The organism is uncultured Eubacterium sp., assembly GCF_934561735.1.
Lineage (GTDB): Bacteria > Bacillota > Clostridia > Oscillospirales > Acutalibacteraceae > Eubacterium_R.
In genome coordinates, this window is record NZ_CAKTGT010000003.1 from 20104 (window position 1) to 46471 (window position 26368).

The following is a 26368-nucleotide window of genomic DNA, read 5'->3' on the forward strand; positions in this document are numbered from 1 at the left end:
AAAAATTATGAGAACAACAATCCGAGCATAGCGGTGCCCGAAATTGCATGAATAATTGCGATAACCGCCCACACGATAAGTGCAACGATGCCGGCAAGTATTGCAAGAAGAAGGATTACAATGAGAATGAGAATAAGAAGCACAAGAGGACCTTTTTTGCTCTTATTAACGGTATCTTCAAACTTCTTTTGCTCAAAAGCGGAAACAGGTGCAGGATTTTGCTCATCATAAATCGGATAAAGCGGAAGTGTTGCCTCGGCATCACAATAGCCGCTGTTCCAAAGAAGAGGCTCAACAAGACCTCTGACCGAAGTTGCACCTTTGAGCACCTTGCCGATTGAAAAATGAATTGTATTCAAAAATGCGTCAATTACATTAAGAAAACCGCAGGTAAGCTTGTATTCCCTTGTATCCGGAGTGTACGGAGAATCGCCGCAGTACAGGTTTTGGATGAGTTCAAGAATAAAATCAATAACCTTATTGTTTGCAATATCGGCTATATCGGATTTTTTAAGACCGCTTTCCTTTTTGCAAAGTCGCCAAATTTTCTTAAAAGTCAACTTGTTAAGGAACTTGCCTACAGGTTTTATTATCCAAGCAAACTTTTTGACGGTTTCGCCCGGTACCGAAAAAGCGGGAGTCATTTCTGCAAGGCGGTCAATATCATAACCCATTGCCCACAAAACTTCCTTTATCATACCGAAGAAAAAGTTTTTCATATAATCGGGAAAACTCTTGCCGTCGGTATCAAGTCCGTCAACATTGTCAACAAAAACAGTGTCAATATCTATCTTTGCGTTTTTCGGGTCAAAGGTGACATTTCTCATTACAGGCGGACAGCCGATAAGCGCACCGCAGGTAATATCATAAAACTTGTTGCCCTTTTTGGTTGTAACATCGCTGATGTCGTGAACATGGGTGTGACCCGTAAGCATACAGGAAAGACCGGCATCCGCAAAGATTTCCCGTGTTGTTTCGTAATTTCTCTGCATATTTCCGCCGCCGATAATGTTATAAAACGGTGACGGTGAAATCATAGGGTGATGAGTCATTGCAATTACAAACTGGTCGTTCTTTTTTGCATCCTCAAGTTGTTCCATAATCCAAGCCATACAATCATCGGAAAAACCTGAACCACGCTCACCCTCCGGCTTGTAATTTGTGTCGTCATTGAGTGCAAACAAACGATAACCCGGTGCAAGCTGAACAACATAGCACATAGACTCCTTATGCACGGCAATAGCCTCATTGGGACCGAACTCATAATACATATCCCACAAATCGTGCCTATCGCCAACGGCAGGAACTTCAACCCTTTCATCGCCCTCATAAGCATAGGCAATACCGTTGTCCTGAAAATCGTGGGTGGCTGTTATAACATAAACCCTCTTGCCTCTTTTTTTGAGGTCACGGAGCATTTCAATAAATTCCTCGTGCGACTGCATTTCGCCGTCGTGAGTAGTATCTCCGGAAAGAAGGACTATATCTGTTGAGGTATCTTCGCAAAGCATATCAAAAGCTCTTTTGATAACAAGAGGACTATCCTTAATCACCATTTGCGACTTTGATTCCATCTTGTTATAAGCCTTGCCGTGAGTGCCGAGTTTTGTTGAATAATAATGAACATCAGTAATAAACTGAACCTTAAGCGGCTCGTTATTTGAACCTACAATTTTGTCTGCCATATTCTTACCTCTCAATTACAAAGTTTCAATTTTAAGTATACCCTTGTCAACATCTTTGTCAAATGTAAATTCCAACGAACCGCCGTTACGGAGCTTAAATTCAACTTCTTTTCCGTTAAGGGTAGCTTTGTACGAATTCTTATCGCTGAGGGTAACAATCATCGAATATTTTTCGTTGTTGCCGAAATACTTGAATGAAATCTCGGCACTGTCATCGGTTACATTTTGGTAATCGGTCCATACATCAAGACCTGTTGTAACCGTACCCGGCTTGTAATAAGCGTTTGCCCAAATGCAAATAGGAGCAGACAAACCGCCGAAGTTGTGGAACCATCCGCCACGGCGGGTTTTGATGCCGAAACATTCATATGTAAAGTAGGTGAAATCGGTTTCCTCTTTCCACATTTCAAGAGCACGGTTTGCAATTTCAAACGCAAAATCGGTATCGCCGTTATCAAGCATTGTTTTCCACACAAACCATTGATGGCTCATCCAAACATTGCCGTTCCAATAGCCGTCGTCAAAATAGTACGAAGCGGACATATCAACAGCCGAAACACCTGCCGCAGACCACATTTCATTTGGATTTTTAATGTGAGAAATAAGCTTTTGTTTTCTTTCTCCGTCAACCGCACCTGCGATAAGCGGATAAACTCCGTCAAAGCCCTTATCCCAGTTTTCGCCGTCCTCGGTTTTCATAATATACGGAGAATTTGCGTCTTTGTCATACATTGTATAGCCGAAATATCCCGACTCCTCATCCCAAGCAAAATTGTTGAGTGCATCTGTTGAGTACTTAATATCCGCATCATAAACGGCAATATCGTCTGTTTTACCGAGATAATCCGCAACCATTTTCATAATCTTACCGGCACGGATAATTTGGCTTGTGGAAAGGCAAGGGCAAGAATACTCCTCAGCCTTGTCTGCAATCATCTTGACCTGAGCCGGATAATCGTCCATACCTGAGCATGAATACCAATAATCATAGGTTGTAAGAAGTCCGTTATCAAACTTTGCACAGGTTGAATTATGGCTTCTGCCACGCAAAAATTCATAGTACAACTTCATTTTGTTATACAAAAAGTCAAGTTTTGCCTTGTCGTTTGTACGTTTCAAAAGTTCAAGATATTCCACAAACTGTGTCGGAACAAGCGAACCGTGAAGCAAGAAGCAAAAATCATCGTTATCATCATCGCAAAGATACATATCAAGTGCATATTGGCACAGTTCGTTGCTGAACTCAAGAAGTCCCATACCGATGAATCCGCTGTCCCAAGTATAGAAGCTGTCCCAACGCTTGCCCGGTGTGTGGTGAATAACATTTTCACCGTGCTTGTAAACAGGATAAACCGTGTTTGTCAGCAAAGTTGCACGCAAAATATCGGTTGAAAGTGTGTATTTTTCACCGTCTTTGTTGAACTTTGCGGTTTCGCCCGCTGCTTTGCGTTCGTTATAAATTTTTTCGTATTCATCATAGTTCAAAGGCTCAAAATCGGATTTTGCAACAACCGCATACTCAATATGAGTGCTGTGCGGTTCAATGAAAATCGACTTGATAAGCGTATTTTGGAAGAAACCGTCATCCGAAGTTTTACGCTTAAACGAGCCTGAAAATGTTTCTTTCAAATCGTCATATGTATGGTCACCGTTTGAAAGACGATTGATAAGTGCGTCCTCAAGGCTTCCGCTGTCGAGCGTGCGGAAGCGAGTATTTGGGTTTGAAGTGATAACCTTGAATTTGCAATCGTTATACTTGTAGTCAATGTCAACGGTGTAACCTTTGCCGTTTTGAGCCGTATTGATTTCGGGTTCAAAATCGTGCTTCATTTCAACAACTTCAAGAGCGTTGCCCTTTGAGTACACGGCAACAAAGTCAAGTTCAACACCTGCACCGCCGAGGCTGACAAGTTCAAGATTTTCCGCAAAAGGAAGTTCGATTATTGCAAGTTTGTCGCTGTGAGGCAATATAGTTTCGGCACCGTTAACGCTGAATTTTGCGTCGCCGTCGGTAACGGTCTTGTATCTCAAAGCAACAACAGCGTTTTCAATGCCGTCTGCCGAAAGTTTATAGGCAACCTTATCCCCTGCTTCGCAACCGAAAGGCTTTAAGCCGAGATAATGCACATGTGCATTATCACATCTGTCGCCCAAGCCGTAGCCGAGATAAAATTCCTCGCTCTTGAACATACCTCTGAACATACCGTCCGGAGTTTCGTTTTCCCAAGGTCTGATTTTTGCATACGAATATTCGGCATATTCATTTGCTTTAATGAGTTTGTAATTACCGTTCTTTGCCTTGATGTAATATTCCTTTGAATTAGGGAATTCAAGCGAAGAAAAGAAATTAAGAACCGTGTTTTGCGAAAGGTCGGTATTGTTTACAAATTCAACTCTTGCAAGATATGCTTCTTCATTTATTTTTGAAAAAGACACATCGGCGTACACCATATCTTTCCACATAAGCTCGTATCTGTAGGAATAAAACGAATAATCCGTTGCACACTTCCACAAATGATAGCTTGACGGAACGGTTACATTGGGAACGGGTGTTGACGAGTTCCAAATTGTAGGGTGCACGGCAAAATCAAAGCGAACCGCATCTGCACTTGATTTGCCGTTTTTGTTATTAACTGTGCCCATAATTCTTGAAAGGCCCATATATTTTTTTGAATACGGACCCCATACGGGCATAAACGGTTTTTCTGCCATTTTTTGTCTCCTTGTAAAAAAGTAAATATCACAAGATATTATGATTGAAAATTCCCGATTTGTCAACATTTTATGATGAATTTTATGTATAAATATTATAATTATTCCAATATTTGTTGACAAAATATTTTATTAAAGTTATTATAATAGTCTATAAGTATATTTAGAAGGAGAAAGCGAATGAACATTGACGAAAATGTACGAAAGATACTTGTTTCTCTCATAAGAAAATGGAGAGTTATTGTTGCGTTTGCACTTATCGGTGCGTTGCTCGGCTTTTTTTACACCGCAAATGTTACAAAGCTTACATACACCTCTACGGTAGAATTTCTTGCATATGCGGTAGATACCAAAAGCGAAATCAAGGGAACATACACAAATCCCGACGAAACAAGAACAAGCAACACAAGCAAAATGAACTACACCACCATGATGCTTGCAACATATATTGAGATTATGAACACAAATGAATTTGCTTCAACCGTTGCACAAAACCTCAATAACAGAATCAATTCGAGTTGCACGGGAGCAAGCATAAAAAAAGATATGGAAATAGAAGCGGTTGAAAACACCGCAATGTTTGTAATTACCGTAACCTCAACAAGCAACGATATGGCATACGAAATAGCTCACCAACTTGAAACGGAAGTGCCTGCAATGATGAAACGCACAAACAACGGATTGATTCAAGCAAGCGTTGAAGATAAGCCTATAAAAGCCTCCACCGCAGGAAGCAAGGGCTATCCTAAAAAATGTGCAATCGGTGCCGTTGCCGGAATTATCATCGCCTGTGCATACATTATTCTTCGCAATCTCCTTGATATTAGAGTTCGCTCGGGCGAAGAATTGGTTGAAAGATACAGCATTCCTGTTCTCGGCAGTATCCCTAATTACGAAATCAAAGGTGCTTCGGTAAGTTCTCGAGCTAAATCGATTGATGAGCCTTATGTGGCTTCAACCGAGAAAGGAGATGAAAAGTAATGGCAAAAAGAAACGGCAAAAAATCAACAAAACAAAGTAATTCTTCCCGTCAGTTGTTGCAAAACATCGAGATGGACCCTTCGCTTAAATTCAGAGTTGAAGAAGCATACAAAAGCGTAAGAACAAACCTTATGTTTTCTGTTATGAAAAAAGGCTGCAAAACCGTTGTCATTTCTTCATCAACTCCAAACGAAGGCAAAACCACCACAACAATCAATATTGCAATTGCTCTTTCACAGGCAGATCAAAAAGTTTTGCTTATTGACGGTGATCTGCGTAAGCCTAAAATCCACCACTATTTTTCAGTTCCCAACTCACCGGGGCTCACAAACTATCTCGGAAGCAAAGTAGGTGCCGATTCATCAAAAAAGGCAGATTTGTTTTCGGTGATTCATGCAACCGAATATGAAAATCTTTCCGTATTATGCTCGGGTTCTATCCCACCTAACCCTGCCGAAATTCTCGGAAGTGAACCTATGGCTGAATTTTTGGAAGAAATCGGCAAAGATTTTGATTACATCATTATCGACACCCCGCCTATCAATGTTGTATCGGACGCCTTGCCTGTTATCAGAGAAAGTGACGGTGTTGTTTTGGTTGTTCGTTCAAACCAATCCACTCATCCTGAAATTCAAAAATCCATATCGGCACTTGAATTTATTGATGCAAAAATACTCGGCTTTGTAGTTAACTTTGCCGAAACAAACCGTTCCAAATACGGCTACGGCAAATATGGTCGTTATCGTTACGGAAAATACAAAAACAGTTACGGCTACGGTTCTTACGGCTCATATGGCTCTTACGGTTCATACGGTTACAGCGGATACGGAAGCTACGGCTACGGCGGAAATTACGGTTCTCAAGGCGGCTATGGTTACGGCTACGGTTACGGATATGACAACCTGCCGTACGATGCACACTCAAGAAGAAGATAAGTGACAACAACACAAAGGATTGATTTTTAGTGATTATTAATAACCTTGTAGAAACTCATTGCCATATTTTGCCGGGAGTTGACGATGGAGCACAGGACATTGACACAAGTCTTGCAATGATTGAAAAATTGCAAAGACAGGGTGCAAAAAAAATAATACTGACTCCTCACTATTACTCGGACAATATATCGCTTGATGATTTTTTAAGACGCCGTGACAAAGCTTTTAACGAACTTATGCGTGCACTTCCGAGCGGAAGTCCTACATTGATTCCGGCGGCGGAAGTATACATCAGCCAATATCTTTTTAACAATACAAACATTGACGAGCTTAAAATCGGCAACTCAAATTACATACTTATTGAGCACCCTTTTTCAAGCAGTTTTTCGGAAAACGCATATGACAGGCTTATGAATATGTACTGCGATTACGGTGCAAAGCCTATCCTTGCTCATATAGAACGATATCCCGCACTTATGGAAAACACATACAAATTAGAGGATTATATTAATATGGGTTGCCTTACGCAGGTTAACATTTCTACTTTTTCAGACGCCCACAGAGGCATTAAGAAAAAGTTGTTTAAGCTTCTTGACACCGGTCATATCCATCTTATCGGCTCCGACTGCCACAATCTGACGAGCAGACCGCCGGAATACGAAAACGGAATAAAAGAAATCATCAAAAAAAGCGGGCAGGAAGCCGTTGACACTCTTATAAAAAACGCCAATCTTCTCACATCGGGAGTTTAAAAGCACTAAAACACTTCGGTTTACAGTATGTAAACCGAAGTTTTATTTTTGTCAAAACACAAATATAATATATCGGTGATTAATTTGAAAAAAGAAGCAACAGTTTTTCAAACCGTGGGTTTATTTGCAATAATTATTTTATTTGTGGCGTTTTCGGCAAAAGCAAAGACACAGGCTATTGATGGTATGAAAATGTGCTTAAACATAATCATTCCGTCGCTTTTGCCCATACTGATTTTGACAAATACAGTGATAAAAAGCGAATGTTCGACAATATTTGAATTTATATTCAAGCCGATTGCAAAGTTGCTAAAACTTCCGCCGACGGCTGTTTGTGTTATCTTTTTCGGTCTTATAGGAGGTTACCCTACGGGTGCAATACTGACCGACGAACTTTTTGAACAAGGGATAATATCCGACAGCACCGCAAAGAGATTGCTTCGCTTCAACTTTTGCGGAGGTATAGCGTTTATTATATCCGCTGTCGGAACAATAAAACTCGGCAGTACCAAAACAGGAACAATCCTTTATCTTACAAACATTTTTTCATCAGTAACAATTTGCATTATTGAAAGCTTATTTGCACAAAATGAAGAATACGCAAGCATTAGAATCAAGAAAATGAATTTTTCTGCGGCACTGATAAATTCTGTTGAAGGGAGCGTAAAAAGCATTGCAATAATGTGCGGATATATAGTTTTCTTTTCCGCACTGTCCGGTCTGTTCACAATCCCAAACTTTCTTATGCCGATGATTGAAATAACAAACGGCGTATTTGCAAACAGCAATACAATACCGTTTGAATATCTGTGTTTCTTTTTATGTTTCGGCGGAATATGTATACATTTTCAACTTTTCGGCATAATCAAAAAAGTAAATATGAGCTACTTTGACTTTTTCATTCATAGGCTTGCAGGCGGGCTTTTGGCATATTTCCCGGGTAAACTGTACACTCTTTGGTTTGCACCGAATGAAGAAGTCTTTGCAAACATATCGCAGGCAACACCTAAAATGAGCGAAATTAACGGCAGTTTAAGTCTTATGCTTCTTGCAAGTTGTGTAGTAATTGTTGTTGATTTAAACAGCAAGAAATCAAAATTGCTTTAACCTATATAATATGTTATAGTATATTAGGTGATAAAAATGAAAAAGAATTTTGCAAAAATAATATCGTTAATGTTAGCGATTTTGATGCTTACGGCATGCAGTGAATACAAAAGCGTGGAGCAAACCGTTTCCAAAGAAAAAGAAACGGTAACACAGTACACCGAAATTGCTCACAGCGACAGCGTAAACAATATTCAGCCGTACACATACTATCCTTATACAACAGTAAACAACAACATTCCGGAATTTGAAAAAACGGACTACACTCAGTCTTTTGAAGAATACGGAGAACTTGATTCTCTCGGCAGATGCACATCGTGTATTGCAAACATAGGCACCGACCTTATGCCGACCGAAGAAAGAGGTGCAATAGGTTCCGTTAAACCGACCGGATGGCACATTGCAAAATACAACAATGTTGACGGCAAATATCTGTATAACCGTTGCCATTTGATAGGCTACCAGCTGACAGCCGAAAATGCCAATCCGAACAACTTAATTACCGGCACAAGATACCTCAATATTGACGGAATGCTTCCGTTTGAAAACGAGGTTGCGGATTACATCAAAAAGACAAACAACCATGTTCTATACAGGGTGACTCCTATATTCAACGGTAATGAACTTATTGCCAGAGGCGTACAAATGGAAGCCTACAGCATTGAGGATAAAGGCGAGGGCGTTAAGTTTAATGTATATTGCTACAATGTTCAGCCTGATATAGAGATAAATTACGCAACCGGAGAGAGCAGTTACATCGGCACCAAATCAACTTCATCAAACGACGATGAAGAAAAGCAAACATACATTGTTAACCTCAACACAAAAAAGTTCCATACCGAGGACTGCCCTGCCGTTCAAAAAATCAAGAACGACAACAAAAAGACCTATAAGGGGCACAGAGAGAACCTCATAAACAACGGATACGAACCTTGCGGACAGTGCAAGCCGTAAATCATCACAATTTATAAACAGTTAATCAAATCTTAATTAAATATTTGATTTTTTATGATTATATAAGTATAATAAAAATAATATATACTAATTGGGAGAATTATATGCCAAATTACGAAGAATTCAAATGTCCCGTATGTAACAAGCAGTTTACAAAGGACGATGACATAGTTACCTGCCCCGAATGCGGCACGCCTCACCACAGAGAGTGCTACATGCTTTCGGGTCACTGCGTAAACCAAGGTTTGCACGCAACGGGCTACAGCTTTTTGCAAGATCACAAACCGATTATCCCCGAGCCGACTGTTCAGGCTCAGGCAAAGACGGGCGAATACTATGCTCCGCCTGTTGGCAATTCAAATAATCAACAAGGTTCGTTCGGTCAAAGCCAAGACGGTGAACAACAAAATCAACCGCCGTTTCAGCCTTTTCAAACAATTCAGTTTGATATTCCGCAATATCAGGAACAGGGCGAAATTGACGGAGTAAGCATCAACGATATTGCCGCAACGGTCAGGACAAACCCTCAGAGGTTTGTTGAAAAATTCAAGAAGTTTTCACAAAAAAAGAGCAAGCTCAGTTGGAACTGGGGAGCATTTTTCTTTGGCTCATATTACCTGCTGTTCAGAAAAATGTATAAGCAAGGCATTGCGTTTTTTTGCATAATGTTTTCGGCTGTATTGGTCGGAGATGCGGCACTGTTTAAATTTGCACCGAAATATATGGCGGCAATGCAGAATTTGGTTACAAACTACGACCCCAAGTCAACAGCAATGCCCGACTTTTCTTCAATAACAGGAGCGTCGGACGTACAAACAGCAGTAACTGTTATGTACATTCTGCTGGCAGTATTGCTCTTAATCAGAATAATAATTGCCGCATATGCCGATTATTTTTACAAAGGCACGGTATTTAATATTATCAAAACCGTATCGGAACAGCTTGACAACGGAGCAAACTTTATCCAATCGTCGATTTTCGGTGCGGAAGCAAACCTTGACCAGGGACAAATGAAAAGAATGTACCTTGGCAACAAAGGCGGAGTAACGCTGTTTGCACCGCTTGTAGCATATTTTATAATGTATGTTGTAACATCATTATTTTAGGAGAGAGAAACATGAAAAAAGTAAGAAAAGCCATTATTCCTGCCGCAGGACTCGGTACAAGAGTGTTGCCTGCTTCAAAGGCAATACCTAAAGAAATGCTCAACATAGTTGACAAACCGGCAATTCAGTACATCGTTGAGGAAGCATTTAACAGCGGAATCGAAGAAGTGCTGATTATCACAAACCGTGGCAAAGAAGCTATTGAGGACCATTTTGACCACGCATTTGAGCTTGAAACAAAGCTGGCTCAAAATCCGGATAAAAAAGAGCTGTTGGATTCTGTTAAAGCCTGTGCAAATTTTGGCAACATCTACTTTTTGCGTCAAAAAGAAACAGGCGGTTTGGGTCACGCCGTGCTTTGTGCAAAAGCATTTGTGGGTGACGAACCGTTTGCCGTTTTGTACGGTGACGATGTAATTATCTCGGATAATCCCGTTACAAAACAGCTTATCGATGTATACAAAAAATACAACAAGGGCGTTGTAGGCGTTAAAGAGGTTGACGAAGAAGCAATTTTGAAATATTGTTCGCTTGCCGTTGAACACCTTGAAAACAACCGCTACAACTGCACGGATATGATTGAAAAGCCTAAAAAAGAAGAAATAATGTCGCATTTTTCAATCTTGGGCAGAGTTATTTTGCCGCCTGAAATTTTTGAAATTTTGGAAAACACGCCAAAGGGTGCGTGCAACGAATTGCAGTTGACAGATGCAATGCGTACACTTGCACAACAGCAAGGCGTTATTGCCGTTGATTATGACGGCACAAGATACGATATGGGCAACAAATTCGGAATTTTGCAAGCCAACATTGAGGTTGGGCTCAAGCATCCCGAACTGTCCGAAAAATTGAAGGATTACATAAAGGAACTGTCAAAAACTCTGTAATCCTCGGAAGGAACACGAATGAACAACAACTATTACAATCCGCAAGGCAACCAATATTATCAGCAACAAAATGCACAATATTTGATGATGAAGCAACAAATTGCATATGCAAAAAAGGAGCAACGCAAGGAACTTGTCAAAGTCGGTTTTGTGCTCGGCAGTGCAATAATTGTGTACTTGCTTCTTCAAGCGGTTTGGGGCTCTATGATAAGTGCACTCGGACTTTATGACACATACCAAAACTCGGTTATGTTTAAATACGCATTTAACATAATCGGTGTTGACCTGCTTTCGCTTTTGCCGGCATTCGGCATTGCGGCTTTGATACTCAAAAGGAACTTTACCGGTGAACTTGTGCCCACAAAAAAAGTAGGCAAACTTAAAGCCACGGCTTGGGTATTTTTCGGTATGGGTTGCACCATTGTTGCAAATTACCTTGTGTCGGTTATGATGACATTTGTAAAAAATGTACTCGGCTACGAACTCACTCAAAACAGCTACGGCAATTCAGACGATATTTTAACATATGTTGTTATGTTTGTGGCAACGGCGATTGCTCCTGCCATATTTGAGGAGTTTTCGTTTAGATGTTGCACACTCGGCGTCTTGAAAAAGTACGGCAAAGGCTTTGCCGTGTTTATGGTAAGCATTATTTTCGGCTTAATTCACGGCAATGTGATACAGTTTGTGTTTGCCTTTCTTGTAGGTCTTATTTTGGCTTACATCACGGTACAAACGGACAATGTAATCATTGCTATGTTTATTCACGGCTTAAATAACGCAAGGTCGGCTGTAAGCGATATAATCACCACCGCCGCAAGCGAAAAGCTTGCAAACACCGTTTCGGCAATCATTATGATAATTTTTGTTATCCTTGCAATAATCGCTTTGATTTATCTTTTATATACAAAATCTTTTGCAACGGAAAAGAAAATGAAAAGCCTTTATGACAACAACTTCGGCACAAAAATTGCTTGTATGATTCCGGGAATGATTGTTCCGTTTGCAATTCTCATTGCCTTTACAAAGCAGTATGTCACAAAAATATGACGGAAAACAAATTTATGCAAGCCGCACTTGAACTTGCAAGGCAAAGTGCTCTTGAGGGTGAAGTGCCTGTAGGTGCGGTAATTGTTAAAGATAACGAAATTGTAGGCACAGGCAGAAACAGGCGTGAATACGGCAAAAACGCACTTTATCACGCAGAAATAGAAGCTATAGACTCGGCGTGCAAAAAGCTCGGAGGATGGCGTTTGTGGCAATGTGATATGTATGTTACGCTTGAACCGTGCCCGATGTGTGCCGGTGCAATTATCAATTCAAGAATAAAAACGGTCTGTTACGGTGCAAGCGATAACAAAGCCGGGAGTTTCGGTTCGGTTGTTAATTTCAACGACCTGCCGTATAACCATAAACCGGAGATTATCGGCGGTGTTATGGCAGACGAAGCACAGGCAATGCTCACGGCGTTTTTTAAAAATTTAAGGGAAAAGAAAAAAGGTTCGCAATAGCGGACCTTTATTTTTTGTTGGGGCGGATAATAAAAAGGCGACCAAAGGTCGCCCCTACGGGATTATTGTGCACATTGTAGGGGCGGATATTATCCGCCCGAGGGCATTTGTATATTTACGGGAGGATGGTATCCTCCCCTACGGTTGATAACAACAAAAATCAAGAGGCGACCAAAGGTCGCCCCTACGATGTATCATTTTTGCATTAATCAATAAATTGCGTTTTCGTCGGACGATATTTCATCTTCCAAATCACCGATTGTCGGACCGCCTGTGTAAGAAGTGGTGATTATATCGGAATTCATAAATTTGATGATTTCAATTATAGGTTCTTCAAATTTTTTCATCATAACCCCTCCTTAAAAAGCTTGATCTACGGCAACATCGGAATAAATTGTTTTTGTTTCGTTGCCTTGCTTATATGTTACATATGATCTGCAAGATACATTTGTAATTGTCGAACCTTGCTTAACTCTGACAATAATTGTGTATTCATTGCCGTTTGAAAGACTCTCTGCTTTCATAATCTTGGTATTTGCGCCGTATTTTACTTCAAGGCCCCATTCTATTGCGGTGCAATTTTCAGGAAGATAGAACTTGCAGTTGTATGTAGCCCAACGATGTGTATCATCGGAGCCTGCAAAGTGACCTGTAATACCTGTCTTTGCAACTCGCTCGCTTACTTCAACAACATAAATGTTGCTTGTTTTAGGTGCATAGAAATCTACGCCCTCAAGATAGGTAAGAATGTTGTTGCCCTCGGCATCGGAAGCAAGTGCATATTGCTTGCTCGGGTCGATTCCATCAGGACGCACAAAGCTGTCATAGCTGTATTTTCTTGACCATTCACCGAAGTGGACATTGCACATATCCTCTTCTTTTGTTGAAGCGGTATATTTTGCTCTTACATAAATTGTATTGCCTGTGCCTGTTACGGTTGGCGTATCCCACTCGCCATTATCGTAGAAAGGAATTTGAGGAACAGTAACTGTATTTGTTTCAAGTTCTGTATTCTCTGCAACATATCTAATACCTACGATAACGCCGTTTTTGCCAAGGAATACAACCTTTGAATACTTAACGGTTTCGCTGTCGGTCGGTTCATCAAGTTCATAAACCGTAACTGTTGCGGACTTTGTTACATAAAGTGTAAGTTTTGTATCTGTTGAGGAAAGTTTTGTGGTGGTTGCACCGTCATCGGTTGATATAGTCCACTTTTCAACGCCTTTAATTGTTGAATCCTCTGTTGCAAGGTCAATTTCAAGTGCTGTGCCGTATGCTTGATTTTCATAAGTTTTAATTGTAGTTGGATTATCGTTTGACCCAACTTTTTGAAGAGTTACGGTTACAGACTTTTTACGAAGAACTGTTTGAGCAGACAAAAGCATTGCAACTGCTTTGTCAACTTCAGCTTGAGTTGTTGCATTTTGTCTTACTTCAACAGCAGACTTGTAAAGTTCATTGTATTCGTTGAATGATTCAGGAGTGTATACACTTGCACCTGAAACAAGTATTGATCCACTTTCCTGTGCAGCCTTATTCCAAGCTTCCAAGTCAAGTATCTTTTGATTACATAGTGTACATGTGCCGTTACCATCTGTACTAATCACATGGCTTTCATCTACACTATCACCACATTCTGTGCATCTTTTAGTGTGAACATTCTTATCTTTATATATGTATTCATAGGTACAATTTTCAGAATGTGATTGCTCAGTATATGTTGCATTTCCTGTTGGAACATCAGTTGATTTAACACTCCAAGTATAACAGTTGTGAGTGTTAGTATTTACCAAGTGCTTTGGAGAAGTATTTTCCGGAAGCTCACCAATTTGTTCACCGGCTGTTACGGTTTTTGTGATAACAGAGCCGTCATTTTTATTAAAACTCAATGTGTATTGCTTTTTAGTGAGTTCGTTCTTTGATTTGTTATAATTATCAACAAGTTCTTTAATTTTTAATCCTGCAGTATTTACTTCATTTTCAAGATTGCTACCAGTAAAAGAGAGACTTCTTGGAGAAAATGAAAGCATTGCATTTAATGCTGTAAGATATTTATCAAGTGAAGCTTCTGTATAATAGTCTTTATTTGCTTCAACTTCTTTTATATCGGTGTTTTTAATTTGGCTAATCTTATCAAGAATGATTCTATAATTAATATAATAATAAGATTTAGTACCTGAATTTGTTAAAACATTACTTCCGTCAACATACGCCTTAACTACGGGCTTTAAAGATTTAACATATTCACTTGTTCCAAAAGAACCATTAAATTCTAACATATTAGCGTGTCTATAGTACTTTGAACTATAGTTCCAAGCAGAAATCCAAGAATTTTGATCACTTGTTGTACCGGTTCCGTTTTGGTCATTTTGTACATTCTTTGAATACAACCAAACCCAGTTGTCCCTTTGATCCGTACCGTTCCAACGAGATCTTGTAAATGTAAGACCTTGTGTTTCTATATTTGCTCTTTGAATTTTTCTTTCAGAAGATTTATTTGAAGCAACCTGAAGAAGAATAGGAGCATCAAGTTTTGTTGTTCCATCATACAAAAAAACAAGTTGAGGATATTTTATCCAACTTTGAATATTATTAACCCAGCTTCCGTTACCTACTTCGTACGAAGTTAACTTTTCACCGTACAAAACATTCTTCATAAAATAAGTATAACCTGTACCGGTAGCCCAGTCACCTGTATCATCTCCTTTAAAAGAGCCATAATCCCATTCATTATCACCGGAATAACTAAAATTATTTAATTTATTCTTTACTTTTTCAAAGTCAACCGCTTCCGGTTTTGCTTCTACATTAACATTATCTTTATTTACTGTAACAATAGTATCTGTCCATGATGTACTTTCATCGGCTTTTCCGCCGGCAGATGTAATCATAAAGCATATTGTAGCAACACTTCTTCCGTTTACCTTTGCAAATTGAATTGCATTGCCAATATCAACGGTATGTGAAGAACCGTCAGTAGTAAAATCGCCCAATTTTTTCATTGAATAATAAGAGGTTGTATTTCCGATATGGCCTGAATTATCACCCTTAAAAACAGCACTTGAACTATCCGAATTAATTGTACTTAATTTATATTCACCGGTTGACTGTTCAAAGTCGGTATAATTGGCTGTAGGATACCATACACTAAGACCCATATTTTCAGAACAGCCGGTTGCCATTGCCGATGTAAAATTATATGACGCACTGACTTCATCTAAATCTGTACATGAAATATTGCTAATATCAAAATTAACAAAACCGATAGTAAAGTTCCCGTCCTGTGCATCATTACAAATTGTAAGATTGGGATCGGTAAATCTACCTTGGTCACTTCCTTTAATTATACCATATGCGGAAACTGTTGCAGTTGATGTAGTTGTTGCCGCATTTGCCGTAAGAGTTGCAAACGGAAGTGATGAAACTATCATCAGCACCGCTATGAGGCAGGCAAGAGATTTTTTAAAAATCTTTTTCATATACATTCCTCCGAATTGTGCATAGCAATTACACATATTTTTACTTATAATAATTTTACCATAAATAGGTAAACAATTCAACCTTTATCTGTTGAAATAATAGATAAATTACAATAAAACAATAAATAAAAGTTTGGATATAATAACAAAAAGTTAATAAAGGTGCCGAACGAAGCGTACCGTAGGGGCGGATATTATCCGCCCGATGGCGTTTGTTTGCGGGAGGATGGTATCCTCCCCTACGGGTTTTGCGGTTTGTATATTTCGGGAGGATGGTATCCTCCCCTACGGGGGGTCATCATACACATCGTAGGGGCGGATATTATCCGCCCGAGGGAATAAAAAAAAGAGGCGACCAAAGGTCGCCCCTACGGAATCATTGTTTACAACAACTCGGCTACTTTATCGCCCATTTGTTGAGTATTTACAGGAGTGAAGCCGTCCTCGAAAATATCAGGAGTTCTTACCTGTGTAAGAGCGGTATCAACCGCCTTTTCGATAGCGTCTGCCGCTTCGGATTCGCCGAATGTATAGCGAAGCATCATTGCACCCGAAAGAATGGTTGCAAGCGGATTAGCCTTGCCCTGACCTGCGATATCGGGAGCAGAACCGTGGATAGGTTCATAAAGGCCGAATGTACCCTCTGCAAGAGAAGCGGATGCAAGCATACCGATAGAGCCTGAAATCATTGAAGCTTCATCTGACAAAATATCGCCGAAAATGTTTGAAGTAACAATAGTGTCAAACTGATTAGGATTGCGGACAAGTTGCATTGCACAGTTGTCAACATACATATACGAAACCTCAACCTCGGGATAATCCTTGGCTGTTTCTTCCATAACCTTTCTCCAAAGGCGAGAAGAATCAAGAACATTTGCCTTGTCAACGCAGGTGAGCCTTTTTTCACGCTTCATAGCGTATTCAAAGCCGGCTTTGACAATTCTCTTAATCTCCGGATAAGTATATCTTTCGGTATCGTAAGCACCTACAACGCCGTTTTCCTCATAAGTTCCACGGTCGCCAAAATAGATACCGCCTGTAAGTTCACGAACGATGAGAATATCAAGACCGTCACCGATGATTTCTTCTTTGATAGGGGAAGCACTTTTAAGCGGTGCAAAAATCTTTGCCGGACGGAGATTTGCGAAAAGTCCCAAATCTTCTCTGATAGCCAAAAGACCTTTTTCAGGGCGGTTGTTACCCGGCTGACTGTCCCACTTTGGGCCGCCTACAGCACCCAAAAGTACGGCTTGCGAAGCCTTGCAGGCATCTGCGGTTTCTTTTGGATAAGGCACGCCCGTTGCGTCAATGGCACATCCGCCCAAAAGCTGATAATTATAATTGAACTTGAAGCCGAACTTTTCACCGGCTTTATTCAAAACTTTGATTGCTTCATCAACGATTTCCGGGCCGATTCCGTCGCCCTTCAATACGGTAATATTGTATTCTTTCATAGCATTGTCCTCCAAAATATTATATCAATCAGCAAACATCAAATATGCCCGGCATGGTATCGTCACGCATTGTATCAGGCTGGTCACGGTTGATTGCACAAATAACACCTTTCATACAAGCATAGCCGATATTGTGGCTTACGCCTATGCCGAAAATTGTTTTGCCCTGCGGTGTTTTAAGCTGAATATAGCTGATAGCCTTTGAATCCGAGCCGACTGCGATTGCGTGCTCATCATAATCAATAAACTCATACTCACGAAGCGGAGTTTTGTTCATAGCGTCACAGAACGCACCTACAGGACCGTTACCGAAGCCCTCAATTTGAACAGGTGCTTCGTCTTTATATTTAAGAGTACCGGTGAAGTGAACGGTTGTAAGAGTATCTTCCTCGTTTTTCTCCTCGGTAATTTTATAATTAGCAAGTCTGTAAGGACCGTTGACATTTCTGTATTCCTTTTGGAAGAGGTCGAATACCTCGTTTGCGGTAAGTTCCTTGCCCTTTTCGTCGCAAGCCTTTTGAACCACCGCACCAAACTCAGGGTGCATTGCTTTTGGCATCTTGATGCCGTAATTTGTGGAAAGGATAAACGCTGTTCCGCCCTTACCCGACTGCGAATTGATACGAATAATCGGCTCGTACTCTCTGCCCACATCGGCAGGGTCGATAGGAAGATAAGGAACTTCCCACATATCGGTTCCGCTTTCTTCCATATAAATTTTGCCCTTATTGATAGCGTCTTGGTGAGAGCCCGAGAACGCCGTAAACACAAGCTCGCCGGCATACGGATGACGAGGCGGCACGGTCATTTTTGTGCAACGCTCGTAAACTTCCTTAACGCTGTTAATATCGTGGAAGTCAAGTTTAGGGTCTACGCCCTGAGTCCACATATTAAGTGCAAGAGTGACGATGTCAACATTGCCCGTTCTTTCGCCGTTGCCGAAAAGTGTGCCCTCAATTCTGTCTGCACCTGCAAGCAAGCCGAGTTCTGCGGCGGCAACGCCCGTGCCTCGGTCATTATGAGGATGAAGCGAAATAATTGCGGCATCTCTGTTTGGCAAATGACGGCAGAAATATTCGATTTGGTCTGCATAGCCGTTTGGTGTTGAGCCTTCAACGGTTGACGGCAAGTTGAGAATAATCGGATTTTCCTTGGTAATATGGAGTTCTTCCATAACACGCTTGCAAATCTCAACCGCATTGTCCATCTCTGTGCCCGTAAATGATTCCGGCGAATACTCAAAGCGAATATTAGTGTCGGGATTTTTCTTCTTTTCTTCTTCGGTAAGCTCGTAAATAAGCTGTGCGCCCTTAACGGCAATATCAATTACGCCGTCCATATCGGTTTTGAAAACAACCTTTCTCTGCAAGGTTGAAGTTGAATTGTAAAAATGCACGATAACATTCTTTGCACCGTGGATAGCCTCAAAAGTCTTTTTGATAAGGTGAGGTCTTGCCTGAACAAGTACCTGAATTGTTACATCGTCCGGAATGTAGCCGCCGTCGATAAGTGTGCGTAAAATCTCGTACTCGGTTTCGCTTGCCGACGGAAAACCTACTTCGATTTCTTTGATTCCCACATCAAGAATTGTCTTGAAAAATTCAAGCTTTTCTTCCAAATTCATCGGGTCAACAAGTGCCTGATTGCCGTCACGCATATCAACGGAGCACCAAATCGGTGCCTTTGTGATTTGCTTGTTCGGCCAAGTTCTGTCCGGAATGTCTATCGGTTTGAATCCGAAATACTTTTCATAACCTTTTTTCATAGTAAAAATCTCCTTCCGTTAGGTGCAAAGGGATATAAAAAATCCCCTACACTCATAAAGTATAGGGGCGTAAAATACGCGGTACCACCCTATTTCAGCAGAGGTTAAACTGCCCTTTAGCATCTATCAATGCCTCAGCCTGTAACGCAGCCACACGGACAACCCTATTGATTTCTGTTCAGGTCGTCGACTCCACAGAGAGCTATACATTATCCGCCATCCGCCGATTCACACCAACCATCGACTCTCTGAAGCAAGCAAACAATCTTTTTCTGTTTCTTCATCTTTAAGGGTACTGTTTAATTTTCAGTAAATTCATTATACCAAAAAACAGGGATTTGTCAAGAGGAATATTAAATGTTTGTTTTATTTCCACACAGAATGCGGCGTCATCGGTACGCCGCGAATATACAAACGCCTGTCGGGCGGATAATATCCGCCCCTACGGTGCAAACAATAATTGTAGGGGAGGATACCATCCTCCCGTGAATATACGAACGCCTGTCAGGCGGATAATATCCGCCCCTACGGAAAATATAAGAGGCGAACACAGTTCGCCCCTACGATAATTAAAACCTTTAAATTTTTGAATATCCGTAGCCGTTGCTGATTGCGTCAACAGGAATACCCTTTTGGCAAAGCGGGCAATCGTGTGACGGATAAGAAATGTAGCCCGGCAAATCCTTTTCGCTAAACAAAGTATTAACAGGAATATTTGCAATACGGCTTTGCATAGAAAATGCGGCTGAAATGCCGGCAACCTTGCCACCGTAATATGTAACGCTTTCGATAGCACGCTCAATGGTTCTGCCCGATGTGATACAGGAAATAAGGAGCAAAACATTTTTGCCGTAAATCATTCTGCGAAGATTATCTCTGAAAATCAAGTTGCCGGCGGCATCGTATTCACTGCCTACAACATACACGGTTTGCTCCGGATTAGGTGCCATCATAGACGGGCTTGCAAGCTCTCTTGCCAAATATGCACCGAGTGCCTGTGTTTCGTACAAACAAAGTACGGTGTCAACCTGAATGTCATTTGTGTTGTAATATTCTGCCATAAGTTTTGCCGCATCAACAGAAACATTGAGATTATGTTTAATATCGGAGGTGCCGACATAATAATTGATGTGGTTATTTGCGGAGATAAAGTGCCCCGGCATAGCGTGAATAAACACATTTTCGTTTTTCGGATTGGTTATAGTATAGACTTTGTTCATAAAAACATCCCCTTTTTATTTCATTTTACACTAAAATAATGTGTATTGCAAGTGAAATTTTAGAATTATTATACAAAAATATACAACAGTCGTAGGAGAGGATAAAATCATCCCGTAGATATAAATCAATAAACCTACTAAGGCTCCCCTTTTAATGTTATAAAGGGGAGCTGTCGCACTTTATGTGCGACTGAGGGGTTAAAAGGAAACATCAATATAAAACCCTTTCGTCTTTTTGCTATGCAAAAATCCACCTCCCCTTGCTTCAAGGGGAGGCAATAATTAGGCGAACACAGTCCGCCCCTACGGTGAAATCAAAAAAAAGAGGCAAACAAAAAGCACCCGCAGAAGCGGGTGTCGTTTTGTTAAAACGGGATATCATCATTCTGACCGGCCGCAGATTGTGTTGTAAAGCCAAACAAATCACCAAGATTATTATTTGTTACATTGCCACTGTATCCGCCTGTGTTCGAGGTTGTGATAACATCGTCATTCATAAATTTAACCACATTAATTTGAGGTGAATCGAATTTTTTCACAATCATACCTCCTAAAATTAAAGTGCTTGATTAACAGTTTCTGAATAAAGTGTAGTTGTTTTGCCGTTCAAAGTATATGTTACATATGCACGGCCGTCAACTGCAGTGATTGAAGATGAAACAGGAGCATTCAATCTGATTGAGTATTCATTTCTTTCAGACTTTGATTCAGCCTTAACTCTTGCTGTCTTGCCGTTGAGAGTAACTTCAAGACCGTATTCAACAACTGTTGCACCTTCAGGAAGGTAGAACTTACAGTTGTAAACAGCAGACTTTGTAGTTTCTGTTCTCTGGTTGAATGAACCTGTGATACCGATTGAAGCCTCATCTTTTCCTTCGTATACGCCAACATAGATGTCCTTTGTCTTTGGTGCATAGAAGTCTATACCGTTAAGAACTGTAAGGAGCTTTGTATGCTCTGCGTCGGAATAAAGTGCATACTTCTTTGTAGTATCTGCACCGGTGAGATATACATAGCTGTCGTAGCTGTATTTCTTTACACCGCCTTCAAAACCGTCATAGTGAACGCCGCACAATTCGTCTTCTGCCTGTGTGGTTTCGTAAACAGCCTTTACGCTGATGTCACTGCCTGTACCTGTTACGGTTTCCTTATCCCACTTGCCGTTGTCATAGAAAGGAATTTTAGGAACATCTACTGTATCTGTTGCAAGAGGTGTGCCATTTGCAACATACTTAACTGCAACAACAACATTGTTCTTGCCGTAGAAAGTTACCTTTGAAGAAGCTGCTGTTTGTTCTTCATTTGTTTGGTATGCCTTGATAACAACATCTTTTGTAACAACGATTGATACTGTCTTGTCATAGGTGTTGAGTCTTGTAGTTGTTGCACCGTCATCGGTTGAAACAGTCCACTTTTCAACATTCTTGTCAGACACAGCATCATAAGTGTCGCCGTAAGCAACTGTCTTTGTTTCATGAGTTGCTTCATTACCGTCGTTATCATATACAAGAGTAACTGTTACAGACCTTTTACGAAGGACTGTTTTAGCAGACAAAAGCATTGCGGTTGCTTTGTCAACATCTTCTTGAGTTGCGGCATTTTGTCTTACTTCAACAGCAGACTTGTAAAGTTCATTGTATTCGTTAAATGATTCAGCAGTGTATATGCTTGCACCTGAAGTGAGTATTGTTCCACTTTCCTGTGCAGCTTTGTTCCAAGCTGAATAGTCAAGCATGCTCTTTTGATAACCGCACTTTTTGCAAAGACCGCTTTCATCAAAATCATGAGGTTCTGTTCCTGTGTAGTCACCCTTTTCACAAGTTACATTGTGAGTATCTGCACTGTCGGTATTTGTGTAAATATATGTGTGATCTGTTGCAGGGATTGTAACAGAAGTTCTGCTGAGTTCGCCGCCGCAAACAGAACATTTAACTACTTTATCATACGAACCGTTCACTGTACAAGTAGCATCTACTTTGTTTTCTTCTGTTTCCGGACCTTCTGTACAAGCTTCGGACTTTACTGATGCTTGTTCTGTAAAGGTGTAATTTGTAGCTGTTGCAGGCCAAGTGTACTCAGTCCACTTATGCTGATTTTCACCTGCATAAGTCTTTTGTGTGCTTGCTGTGTTATCCGGCTTGTTTGCCAAAGCCTCAGTTTCGTTAACAGCGTCTACTTCAGTGCTTGTGCCATCAGTCTTAACAAAAGTATACTTAATTTTAAGCTCGCTTTTTGCAGTATCAACAGCTGTCATAAGGCGATTCATATCCTGAGCAGCTGTTTTAACTGTTCCCTCTTGATCTGATGAATAATTATAAGATGTAGGATTGAAAGCAAACATATTGTTGATTGCATTGTAATAATTATTCAATGAAGTTTCTTCATAAATCGAAGTGTCCATTCCCGACAATTCTTTTTTAATATCACCTGCTTTATCTACAAGTTTTTTATAGTTAAGAACATAGATAGAAGCTGTATTGATTGTACCTGTTTGGTGAGTTTGATGTGAGCCTTCATTTGTTCCGACAACATATTCAAATCCAAGATTGATTTTTTTGTAATCAGCTGTAAAATCACCACCGGTATATTGAAGAACATTACCATAGTAGCCTTTTTCACCTTGAACACATTCCGAATCGGAAGTTGTACCGATTGTATCGCCCTGACCGAACATGATATATGTGTAGTTCATTCGACCGTCATTACCGTGCCATTTTGAATCTCTTAATGTAATTCCTTGTGTATCACCTGAAAGGTTACATCTAAAAGCTCTGACATTGCCATAACCGTAGTTCCAAGGTTTTGAGTATCCAACTACGGCAAAACCGACACCCATAGCCGGTGTAGTACCGCCATTATAAAGAAGAACAGTATTTCCATAGTAAACTTTACCTGTTAAATAAACCTTATCCTTGCCTTCGGCAGAAACAGCACCTGAAGTATAACAAGTACCCATTTTGCTTGGAGAATACAAAACATTTTTATAGATTTGTTTATAGTGATCTTCATCATTGTAATCGCTGTCGCTCTCAAATGAGCCATAGGCTGTAGCTTCTCTAACAGTAAAATCATTTACTGTCAGTGCTGCCAATGCTGTGAACGGCATTGATGAAACAGCCATTACGCCGGCGATTAAGCCTGCGATTGTTTTTTTAATAAATTTTTTCATAATCATCCTCCATTTTAAATTTACGGCGGAACCGCATAAAATATGAAAAATAATAATTTTGATTAGACATTCATAAGCCGCATAAGCTTATAAATTTTCAAGATTTGTGTCTGTTTTGTTGCCGTCATAACCGGGACCGATATTAACATCGGAAGTTGTAACGACATCGCACAAATTAAATTTTAAAATTTCTGCATTAGGTTTAATATACTTCAAAAATATCCCCCCAATTAAAAAAATTAAAAGCCCTCAACATTCTGCCAACACATCTGACCGTTAGGCAAAGCCCATGTGTACATCGATATATAACGACGCAGAATTCCACTTGTAAAAATTTTACCATAAAAAGGTAAACATTTCAACCCTTTTCTGTTGGAAGAATAAATAAAATATAACAAAATTATAAACAAAAGTTTGGGCATAATAACAAAAGGTTAATAAATGGCAAAGAAATGCTTTACATAAATACCTGTTGACAAAAATATAAATAAGGCATATAATAAAAACAGATAAGAAGCTTGCCGATAGACGGCCGCTCCCTTATTTGAGTTTAAGAAATAAACCGCATGTTGGAAGCGTGGCGGTTTATTTCTTTTTAAGCACCAATATGTATCCTGTTGCAAAAATTAATACGAGAATAATATAAGCAAACTGTTCCATTGGCAACGCCCCCTTTCGGGAGCAAGATTGACCGCCTATACCGTTTGGTAGTTTTTCTTATCCAAAAGACATTATATTATATCTTAACATTTGTGTCAACACCAAAGACAAGCGGCGTACTTTGTTGTACGACGGTACCGCTTGTGGGCAAAAAAAATTAAAAACACCAAAAGTGCCGCAAATTCGATGTTTGCGGCACTTTTCTTTAAGATTTTTGCGGGAGGATGTTATCCTCCCCTACGGTTTTTGTGCGGTTTGTATATTTGCGGGAGGATGGTATCCTCCCCTACGAATTTTACGGGAAGATGGTATCTTCCCCTACGGGATTATTGCAATAAAACCGTATACCTTGTAGGGGCGGATATTATCCGCCCGAGAAAAAAGAGGCGACCAAAGGTCGCCCCTACGAAATTTTAAAAATCATTCAATAATTGACTTACCGGTCATTTCGGCAGGCTGTGGCATATCCATAACCTTGAGCATAGTTGGAACTATATCTGAAAGTTTGCCGCCCTCACGGAGTTTTACATCGCCGCAGTTGCAAACGATAAACGGAACCTCGTTTGTTGTATGAGCGGTGAACGGTGAGCCGTCCTCTTCTTTCATTTGGTCGGCGTTGCCGTGGTCGGCGGTAATAAAGAGAGTGCCGCCGTTATCCATAACAGCCTGATAGAGAGAGCCGACGCACTCATCAACAGCTTCAACAGCCTTAACTGCCGCATCAAACACGCCTGTGTGGCCAACCATATCGCAGTTTGCAAAGTTTACGATAACAACATCGTATTTACCCGAACGAACAGCCTCGTTGAGTTTTTCAGAAACGAGATAAGCCGACATTTCAGGTTGCAAGTCGTAGGTTGCAACTTTTGGTGACGGAATAAGAATTCTGTCTTCGCCCTCGTTAACGGCTTCAACACCGCCGTTGAAGAAGAAAGTTACATGGGCGTATTTTTCTGTTTCGGCAATACGGAGCTGAGTCATACCGTTGTTTGCAAGATATTCGCCGAATGTATTTTTGAGTGACTGTGGCTTGAAAGCAACATCAACATTAGGCATTGTTGCATCGTACTGAGTCATACATACATAGTTAACCGGGAAATACTTTCTTTCAAATCCCGAAAAATCAGGGTCAACAAAAGTACGGGTGATTTCTCTTGCACGGTCAGGACGGAAGTTGAAGAACACAACGGAGTCGCCCTCTGTAACTCTGCCCTCATTTTCAAGAGTAACGGTTGGAAGAATAAACTCGTCTGTAAGGTTTTTGCCGTCACCGTCTACAGTTTCGTAAGAAGCCTCGATTGCAGCAACAGGGTCTGTATTCTTATTACCCTCGCCGAAAACAACAGCGTCATAAGCTTTTTTAACTCTGTCCCAGTTGTTATCTCTGTCCATAGCGTAGTATCTGCCCATTACAGTAGCAACCTTGCCTACGCCGATTTCGTTCATCTTTTCAATAGCTTCGGCAACATAATCCTTGCCCGATGTAGGCGGAACATCTCTGCCGTCCATAATGCAGTGAAGATAAACCTTATCCTGACCCATTCTCTTTGCAAGTTCCACAAGAGCAAAGATGTGCTTATTGTGGCTGTGAACGCCGCCGTCCGACATAAGACCCATAAGATGAAGTGCCTTGCCTGAATCGATTGACTTTTGAACAGCGTTTTTGAGTGCTTCGTTTTCAAAGAACTCGCCGTCATCAATAGCCTTTGTAATTCTTGTAAGTTCCTGATAAACAACTCTGCCGGCGCCCATATTTGTGTGACCAACTTCAGAGTTGCCCATTTGACCGTCAGGCAAGCCTACATCCATACCCGAAGCGCCGATATAGGTGTAAGGATATTTTTCCATAAGCATATCGAGGTTAGGTTTTTTAGCCGCCGCAACAGCGTTGCCGTAATCACTCTTGTTATGGCCGAAGCCATCCATTATACAAAGAACATTAGTCTTTTTCATATTAAATCTCCTTGGTTTGAAAATTGGGGCAGATA

Annotated in this window: 20 protein-coding genes and 1 other annotated feature; of the genes, 9 read left to right on the forward strand and 11 right to left on the reverse strand. The window is 40.6% G+C overall.

Translation table 11 applies throughout. The features are described from left to right. Window positions 1-5: 5 nt before the first annotated feature. Window positions 6-1685 (reverse strand): metallophosphoesterase, encoded by a 1680-nt coding sequence (locus Q0E08_RS03490; protein ID WP_294777032.1) that lies wholly within the window; start codon window positions 1683-1685, stop codon window positions 6-8. Window positions 1686-1700: 15 nt separating this feature from the next. Then, window positions 1701-4397, reverse strand: coding sequence for an MGH1-like glycoside hydrolase domain-containing protein (locus tag Q0E08_RS03495; protein WP_294777035.1), 2697 nt, complete (start codon window positions 4395-4397; stop codon window positions 1701-1703). A 180-nt stretch (window positions 4398-4577) separates the two neighbouring features. Between Q0E08_RS03495 and Q0E08_RS03500 the strand changes: the two genes are divergently transcribed. From Q0E08_RS03500 to Q0E08_RS03540, 9 genes are all read left to right on the forward strand, one after another. Next, window positions 4578-5378 (forward strand): YveK family protein, encoded by an 801-nt coding sequence (locus tag Q0E08_RS03500; RefSeq protein ID WP_294777037.1) that lies wholly within the window; start codon window positions 4578-4580, stop codon window positions 5376-5378. Continuing rightward, window positions 5378-6313 (forward strand): CpsD/CapB family tyrosine-protein kinase, encoded by a 936-nt coding sequence (locus Q0E08_RS03505; RefSeq protein WP_294777040.1) that lies wholly within the window; start codon window positions 5378-5380, stop codon window positions 6311-6313. The genes Q0E08_RS03500 and Q0E08_RS03505 overlap by 1 nt, the downstream gene beginning before the upstream one ends. A gap of 29 nt (window positions 6314-6342) precedes the next feature. Continuing rightward, window positions 6343-7065, forward strand: coding sequence for a tyrosine-protein phosphatase (locus tag Q0E08_RS03510; RefSeq protein ID WP_294777043.1), 723 nt, complete (start codon window positions 6343-6345; stop codon window positions 7063-7065). An 84-nt stretch (window positions 7066-7149) separates the two neighbouring features. Beyond that, window positions 7150-8172, forward strand: coding sequence for a hypothetical protein (locus tag Q0E08_RS03515; RefSeq protein WP_294777046.1), 1023 nt, complete (start codon window positions 7150-7152; stop codon window positions 8170-8172). A gap of 36 nt (window positions 8173-8208) precedes the next feature. Then, entirely contained in the window at window positions 8209-9126 is a 918-nt protein-coding gene (locus tag Q0E08_RS03520; RefSeq protein ID WP_294777049.1) for a DNA/RNA non-specific endonuclease, read from the forward strand. A gap of 104 nt (window positions 9127-9230) precedes the next feature. Then, window positions 9231-10232, forward strand: a complete 1002-nt coding sequence (locus Q0E08_RS03525) for an RING finger protein (protein WP_294777051.1) — start codon at window positions 9231-9233, stop codon at window positions 10230-10232. An 11-nt stretch (window positions 10233-10243) separates the two neighbouring features. Further along, entirely contained in the window at window positions 10244-11119 is an 876-nt protein-coding gene (galU, locus tag Q0E08_RS03530) for a UTP--glucose-1-phosphate uridylyltransferase GalU (RefSeq protein ID WP_294777054.1), read from the forward strand. An 18-nt stretch (window positions 11120-11137) separates the two neighbouring features. Continuing rightward, window positions 11138-12169, forward strand: coding sequence for a CPBP family intramembrane glutamic endopeptidase (locus tag Q0E08_RS03535; protein WP_294777057.1), 1032 nt, complete (start codon window positions 11138-11140; stop codon window positions 12167-12169). Then, complete coding sequence (locus Q0E08_RS03540; protein ID WP_294777060.1) at window positions 12166-12630, forward strand: nucleoside deaminase; 465 nt, start codon at window positions 12166-12168, stop codon at window positions 12628-12630. Before Q0E08_RS03535 ends, Q0E08_RS03540 begins: the two co-directional genes overlap by 4 nt. Before the next feature lie 209 nt (window positions 12631-12839). Here Q0E08_RS03540 and Q0E08_RS03545 read toward each other — a convergent pair whose 3' ends face one another. The 9 genes from Q0E08_RS03545 to gpmI form a co-directional block, all read right to left on the reverse strand. Further along, window positions 12840-12980, reverse strand: coding sequence for a hypothetical protein (locus tag Q0E08_RS03545; RefSeq protein ID WP_294777063.1), 141 nt, complete (start codon window positions 12978-12980; stop codon window positions 12840-12842). 9 nt (window positions 12981-12989) lie between these two features. Continuing rightward, entirely contained in the window at window positions 12990-16112 is a 3123-nt protein-coding gene (locus Q0E08_RS03550) for a hypothetical protein (protein WP_294777065.1), read from the reverse strand. A 383-nt stretch (window positions 16113-16495) separates the two neighbouring features. Beyond that, a complete protein-coding gene (gene leuB, locus Q0E08_RS03555) occupies window positions 16496-17566 on the reverse strand; it encodes a 3-isopropylmalate dehydrogenase (RefSeq protein ID WP_177665007.1) in 1071 nt (356 codons plus the stop codon). A gap of 28 nt (window positions 17567-17594) precedes the next feature. Continuing rightward, entirely contained in the window at window positions 17595-19331 is a 1737-nt protein-coding gene (gene leuA / locus Q0E08_RS03560; RefSeq protein ID WP_294777070.1) for a 2-isopropylmalate synthase, read from the reverse strand. Window positions 19332-19391: 60 nt separating this feature from the next. Next, window positions 19392-19621: a binding site (T-box leader), on the reverse strand. Window positions 19622-19909: 288 nt separating this feature from the next. Then, complete coding sequence (locus tag Q0E08_RS03565) at window positions 19910-20551, reverse strand: orotate phosphoribosyltransferase (RefSeq protein WP_294777073.1); 642 nt, start codon at window positions 20549-20551, stop codon at window positions 19910-19912. A 365-nt stretch (window positions 20552-20916) separates the two neighbouring features. Next, window positions 20917-21090, reverse strand: coding sequence for a hypothetical protein (locus Q0E08_RS03570; protein ID WP_294777076.1), 174 nt, complete (start codon window positions 21088-21090; stop codon window positions 20917-20919). 17 nt (window positions 21091-21107) lie between these two features. Beyond that, window positions 21108-23720 (reverse strand): hypothetical protein, encoded by a 2613-nt coding sequence (locus tag Q0E08_RS03575; RefSeq protein ID WP_294777078.1) that lies wholly within the window; start codon window positions 23718-23720, stop codon window positions 21108-21110. Window positions 23721-23807: 87 nt separating this feature from the next. Beyond that, the gene (locus tag Q0E08_RS03580; protein ID WP_294777081.1) at window positions 23808-23936 is read right to left on the reverse strand and encodes a hypothetical protein; all 129 of its coding nucleotides are present in this window, start codon (window positions 23934-23936) and stop codon (window positions 23808-23810) included. Between the two features lie 864 nt (window positions 23937-24800). Next, window positions 24801-26333, reverse strand: coding sequence for a 2,3-bisphosphoglycerate-independent phosphoglycerate mutase (gene gpmI, locus Q0E08_RS03585; protein WP_294777084.1), 1533 nt, complete (start codon window positions 26331-26333; stop codon window positions 24801-24803). Window positions 26334-26368: the final 35 nt, after the last annotated feature.

What these genes read in the sequence shown, in the direction of transcription:
- Q0E08_RS03490 (WP_294777032.1), bottom strand. Translation starts at nt 1,685, where the DNA reads ATGGCAGACAAAATTGTAGGTTCAAATAACGAGCCGCTTAAGGTTCAG.
- Q0E08_RS03495 (WP_294777035.1), bottom strand. Translation starts at nt 4,397, where the DNA reads ATGGCAGAAAAACCGTTTATGCCCGTATGGGGTCCGTATTCAAAAAAA.
- Q0E08_RS03500 (WP_294777037.1), top strand. Translation starts at nt 4,578, where the DNA reads ATGAACATTGACGAAAATGTACGAAAGATACTTGTTTCTCTCATAAGA.
- Q0E08_RS03505 (WP_294777040.1), top strand. Translation starts at nt 5,378, where the DNA reads ATGGCAAAAAGAAACGGCAAAAAATCAACAAAACAAAGTAATTCTTCC.
- Q0E08_RS03520 (WP_294777049.1), top strand. Translation starts at nt 8,209, where the DNA reads ATGAAAAAGAATTTTGCAAAAATAATATCGTTAATGTTAGCGATTTTG.
- Q0E08_RS03525 (WP_294777051.1), top strand. Translation starts at nt 9,231, where the DNA reads ATGCCAAATTACGAAGAATTCAAATGTCCCGTATGTAACAAGCAGTTT.
- galU (WP_294777054.1), top strand. Translation starts at nt 10,244, where the DNA reads ATGAAAAAAGTAAGAAAAGCCATTATTCCTGCCGCAGGACTCGGTACA.
- Q0E08_RS03535 (WP_294777057.1), top strand. Translation starts at nt 11,138, where the DNA reads ATGAACAACAACTATTACAATCCGCAAGGCAACCAATATTATCAGCAA.
- Q0E08_RS03540 (WP_294777060.1), top strand. Translation starts at nt 12,166, where the DNA reads ATGACGGAAAACAAATTTATGCAAGCCGCACTTGAACTTGCAAGGCAA.
- Q0E08_RS03545 (WP_294777063.1), bottom strand. Translation starts at nt 12,980, where the DNA reads ATGATGAAAAAATTTGAAGAACCTATAATTGAAATCATCAAATTTATG.
- Q0E08_RS03550 (WP_294777065.1), bottom strand. Translation starts at nt 16,112, where the DNA reads ATGAAAAAGATTTTTAAAAAATCTCTTGCCTGCCTCATAGCGGTGCTG.
- leuB (WP_177665007.1), bottom strand. Translation starts at nt 17,566, where the DNA reads ATGAAAGAATACAATATTACCGTATTGAAGGGCGACGGAATCGGCCCG.
- leuA (WP_294777070.1), bottom strand. Translation starts at nt 19,331, where the DNA reads ATGAAAAAAGGTTATGAAAAGTATTTCGGATTCAAACCGATAGACATT.
- Q0E08_RS03565 (WP_294777073.1), bottom strand. Translation starts at nt 20,551, where the DNA reads ATGAACAAAGTCTATACTATAACCAATCCGAAAAACGAAAATGTGTTT.
- Q0E08_RS03575 (WP_294777078.1), bottom strand. Translation starts at nt 23,720, where the DNA reads ATGAAAAAATTTATTAAAAAAACAATCGCAGGCTTAATCGCCGGCGTA.
- gpmI (WP_294777084.1), bottom strand. Translation starts at nt 26,333, where the DNA reads ATGAAAAAGACTAATGTTCTTTGTATAATGGATGGCTTCGGCCATAAC.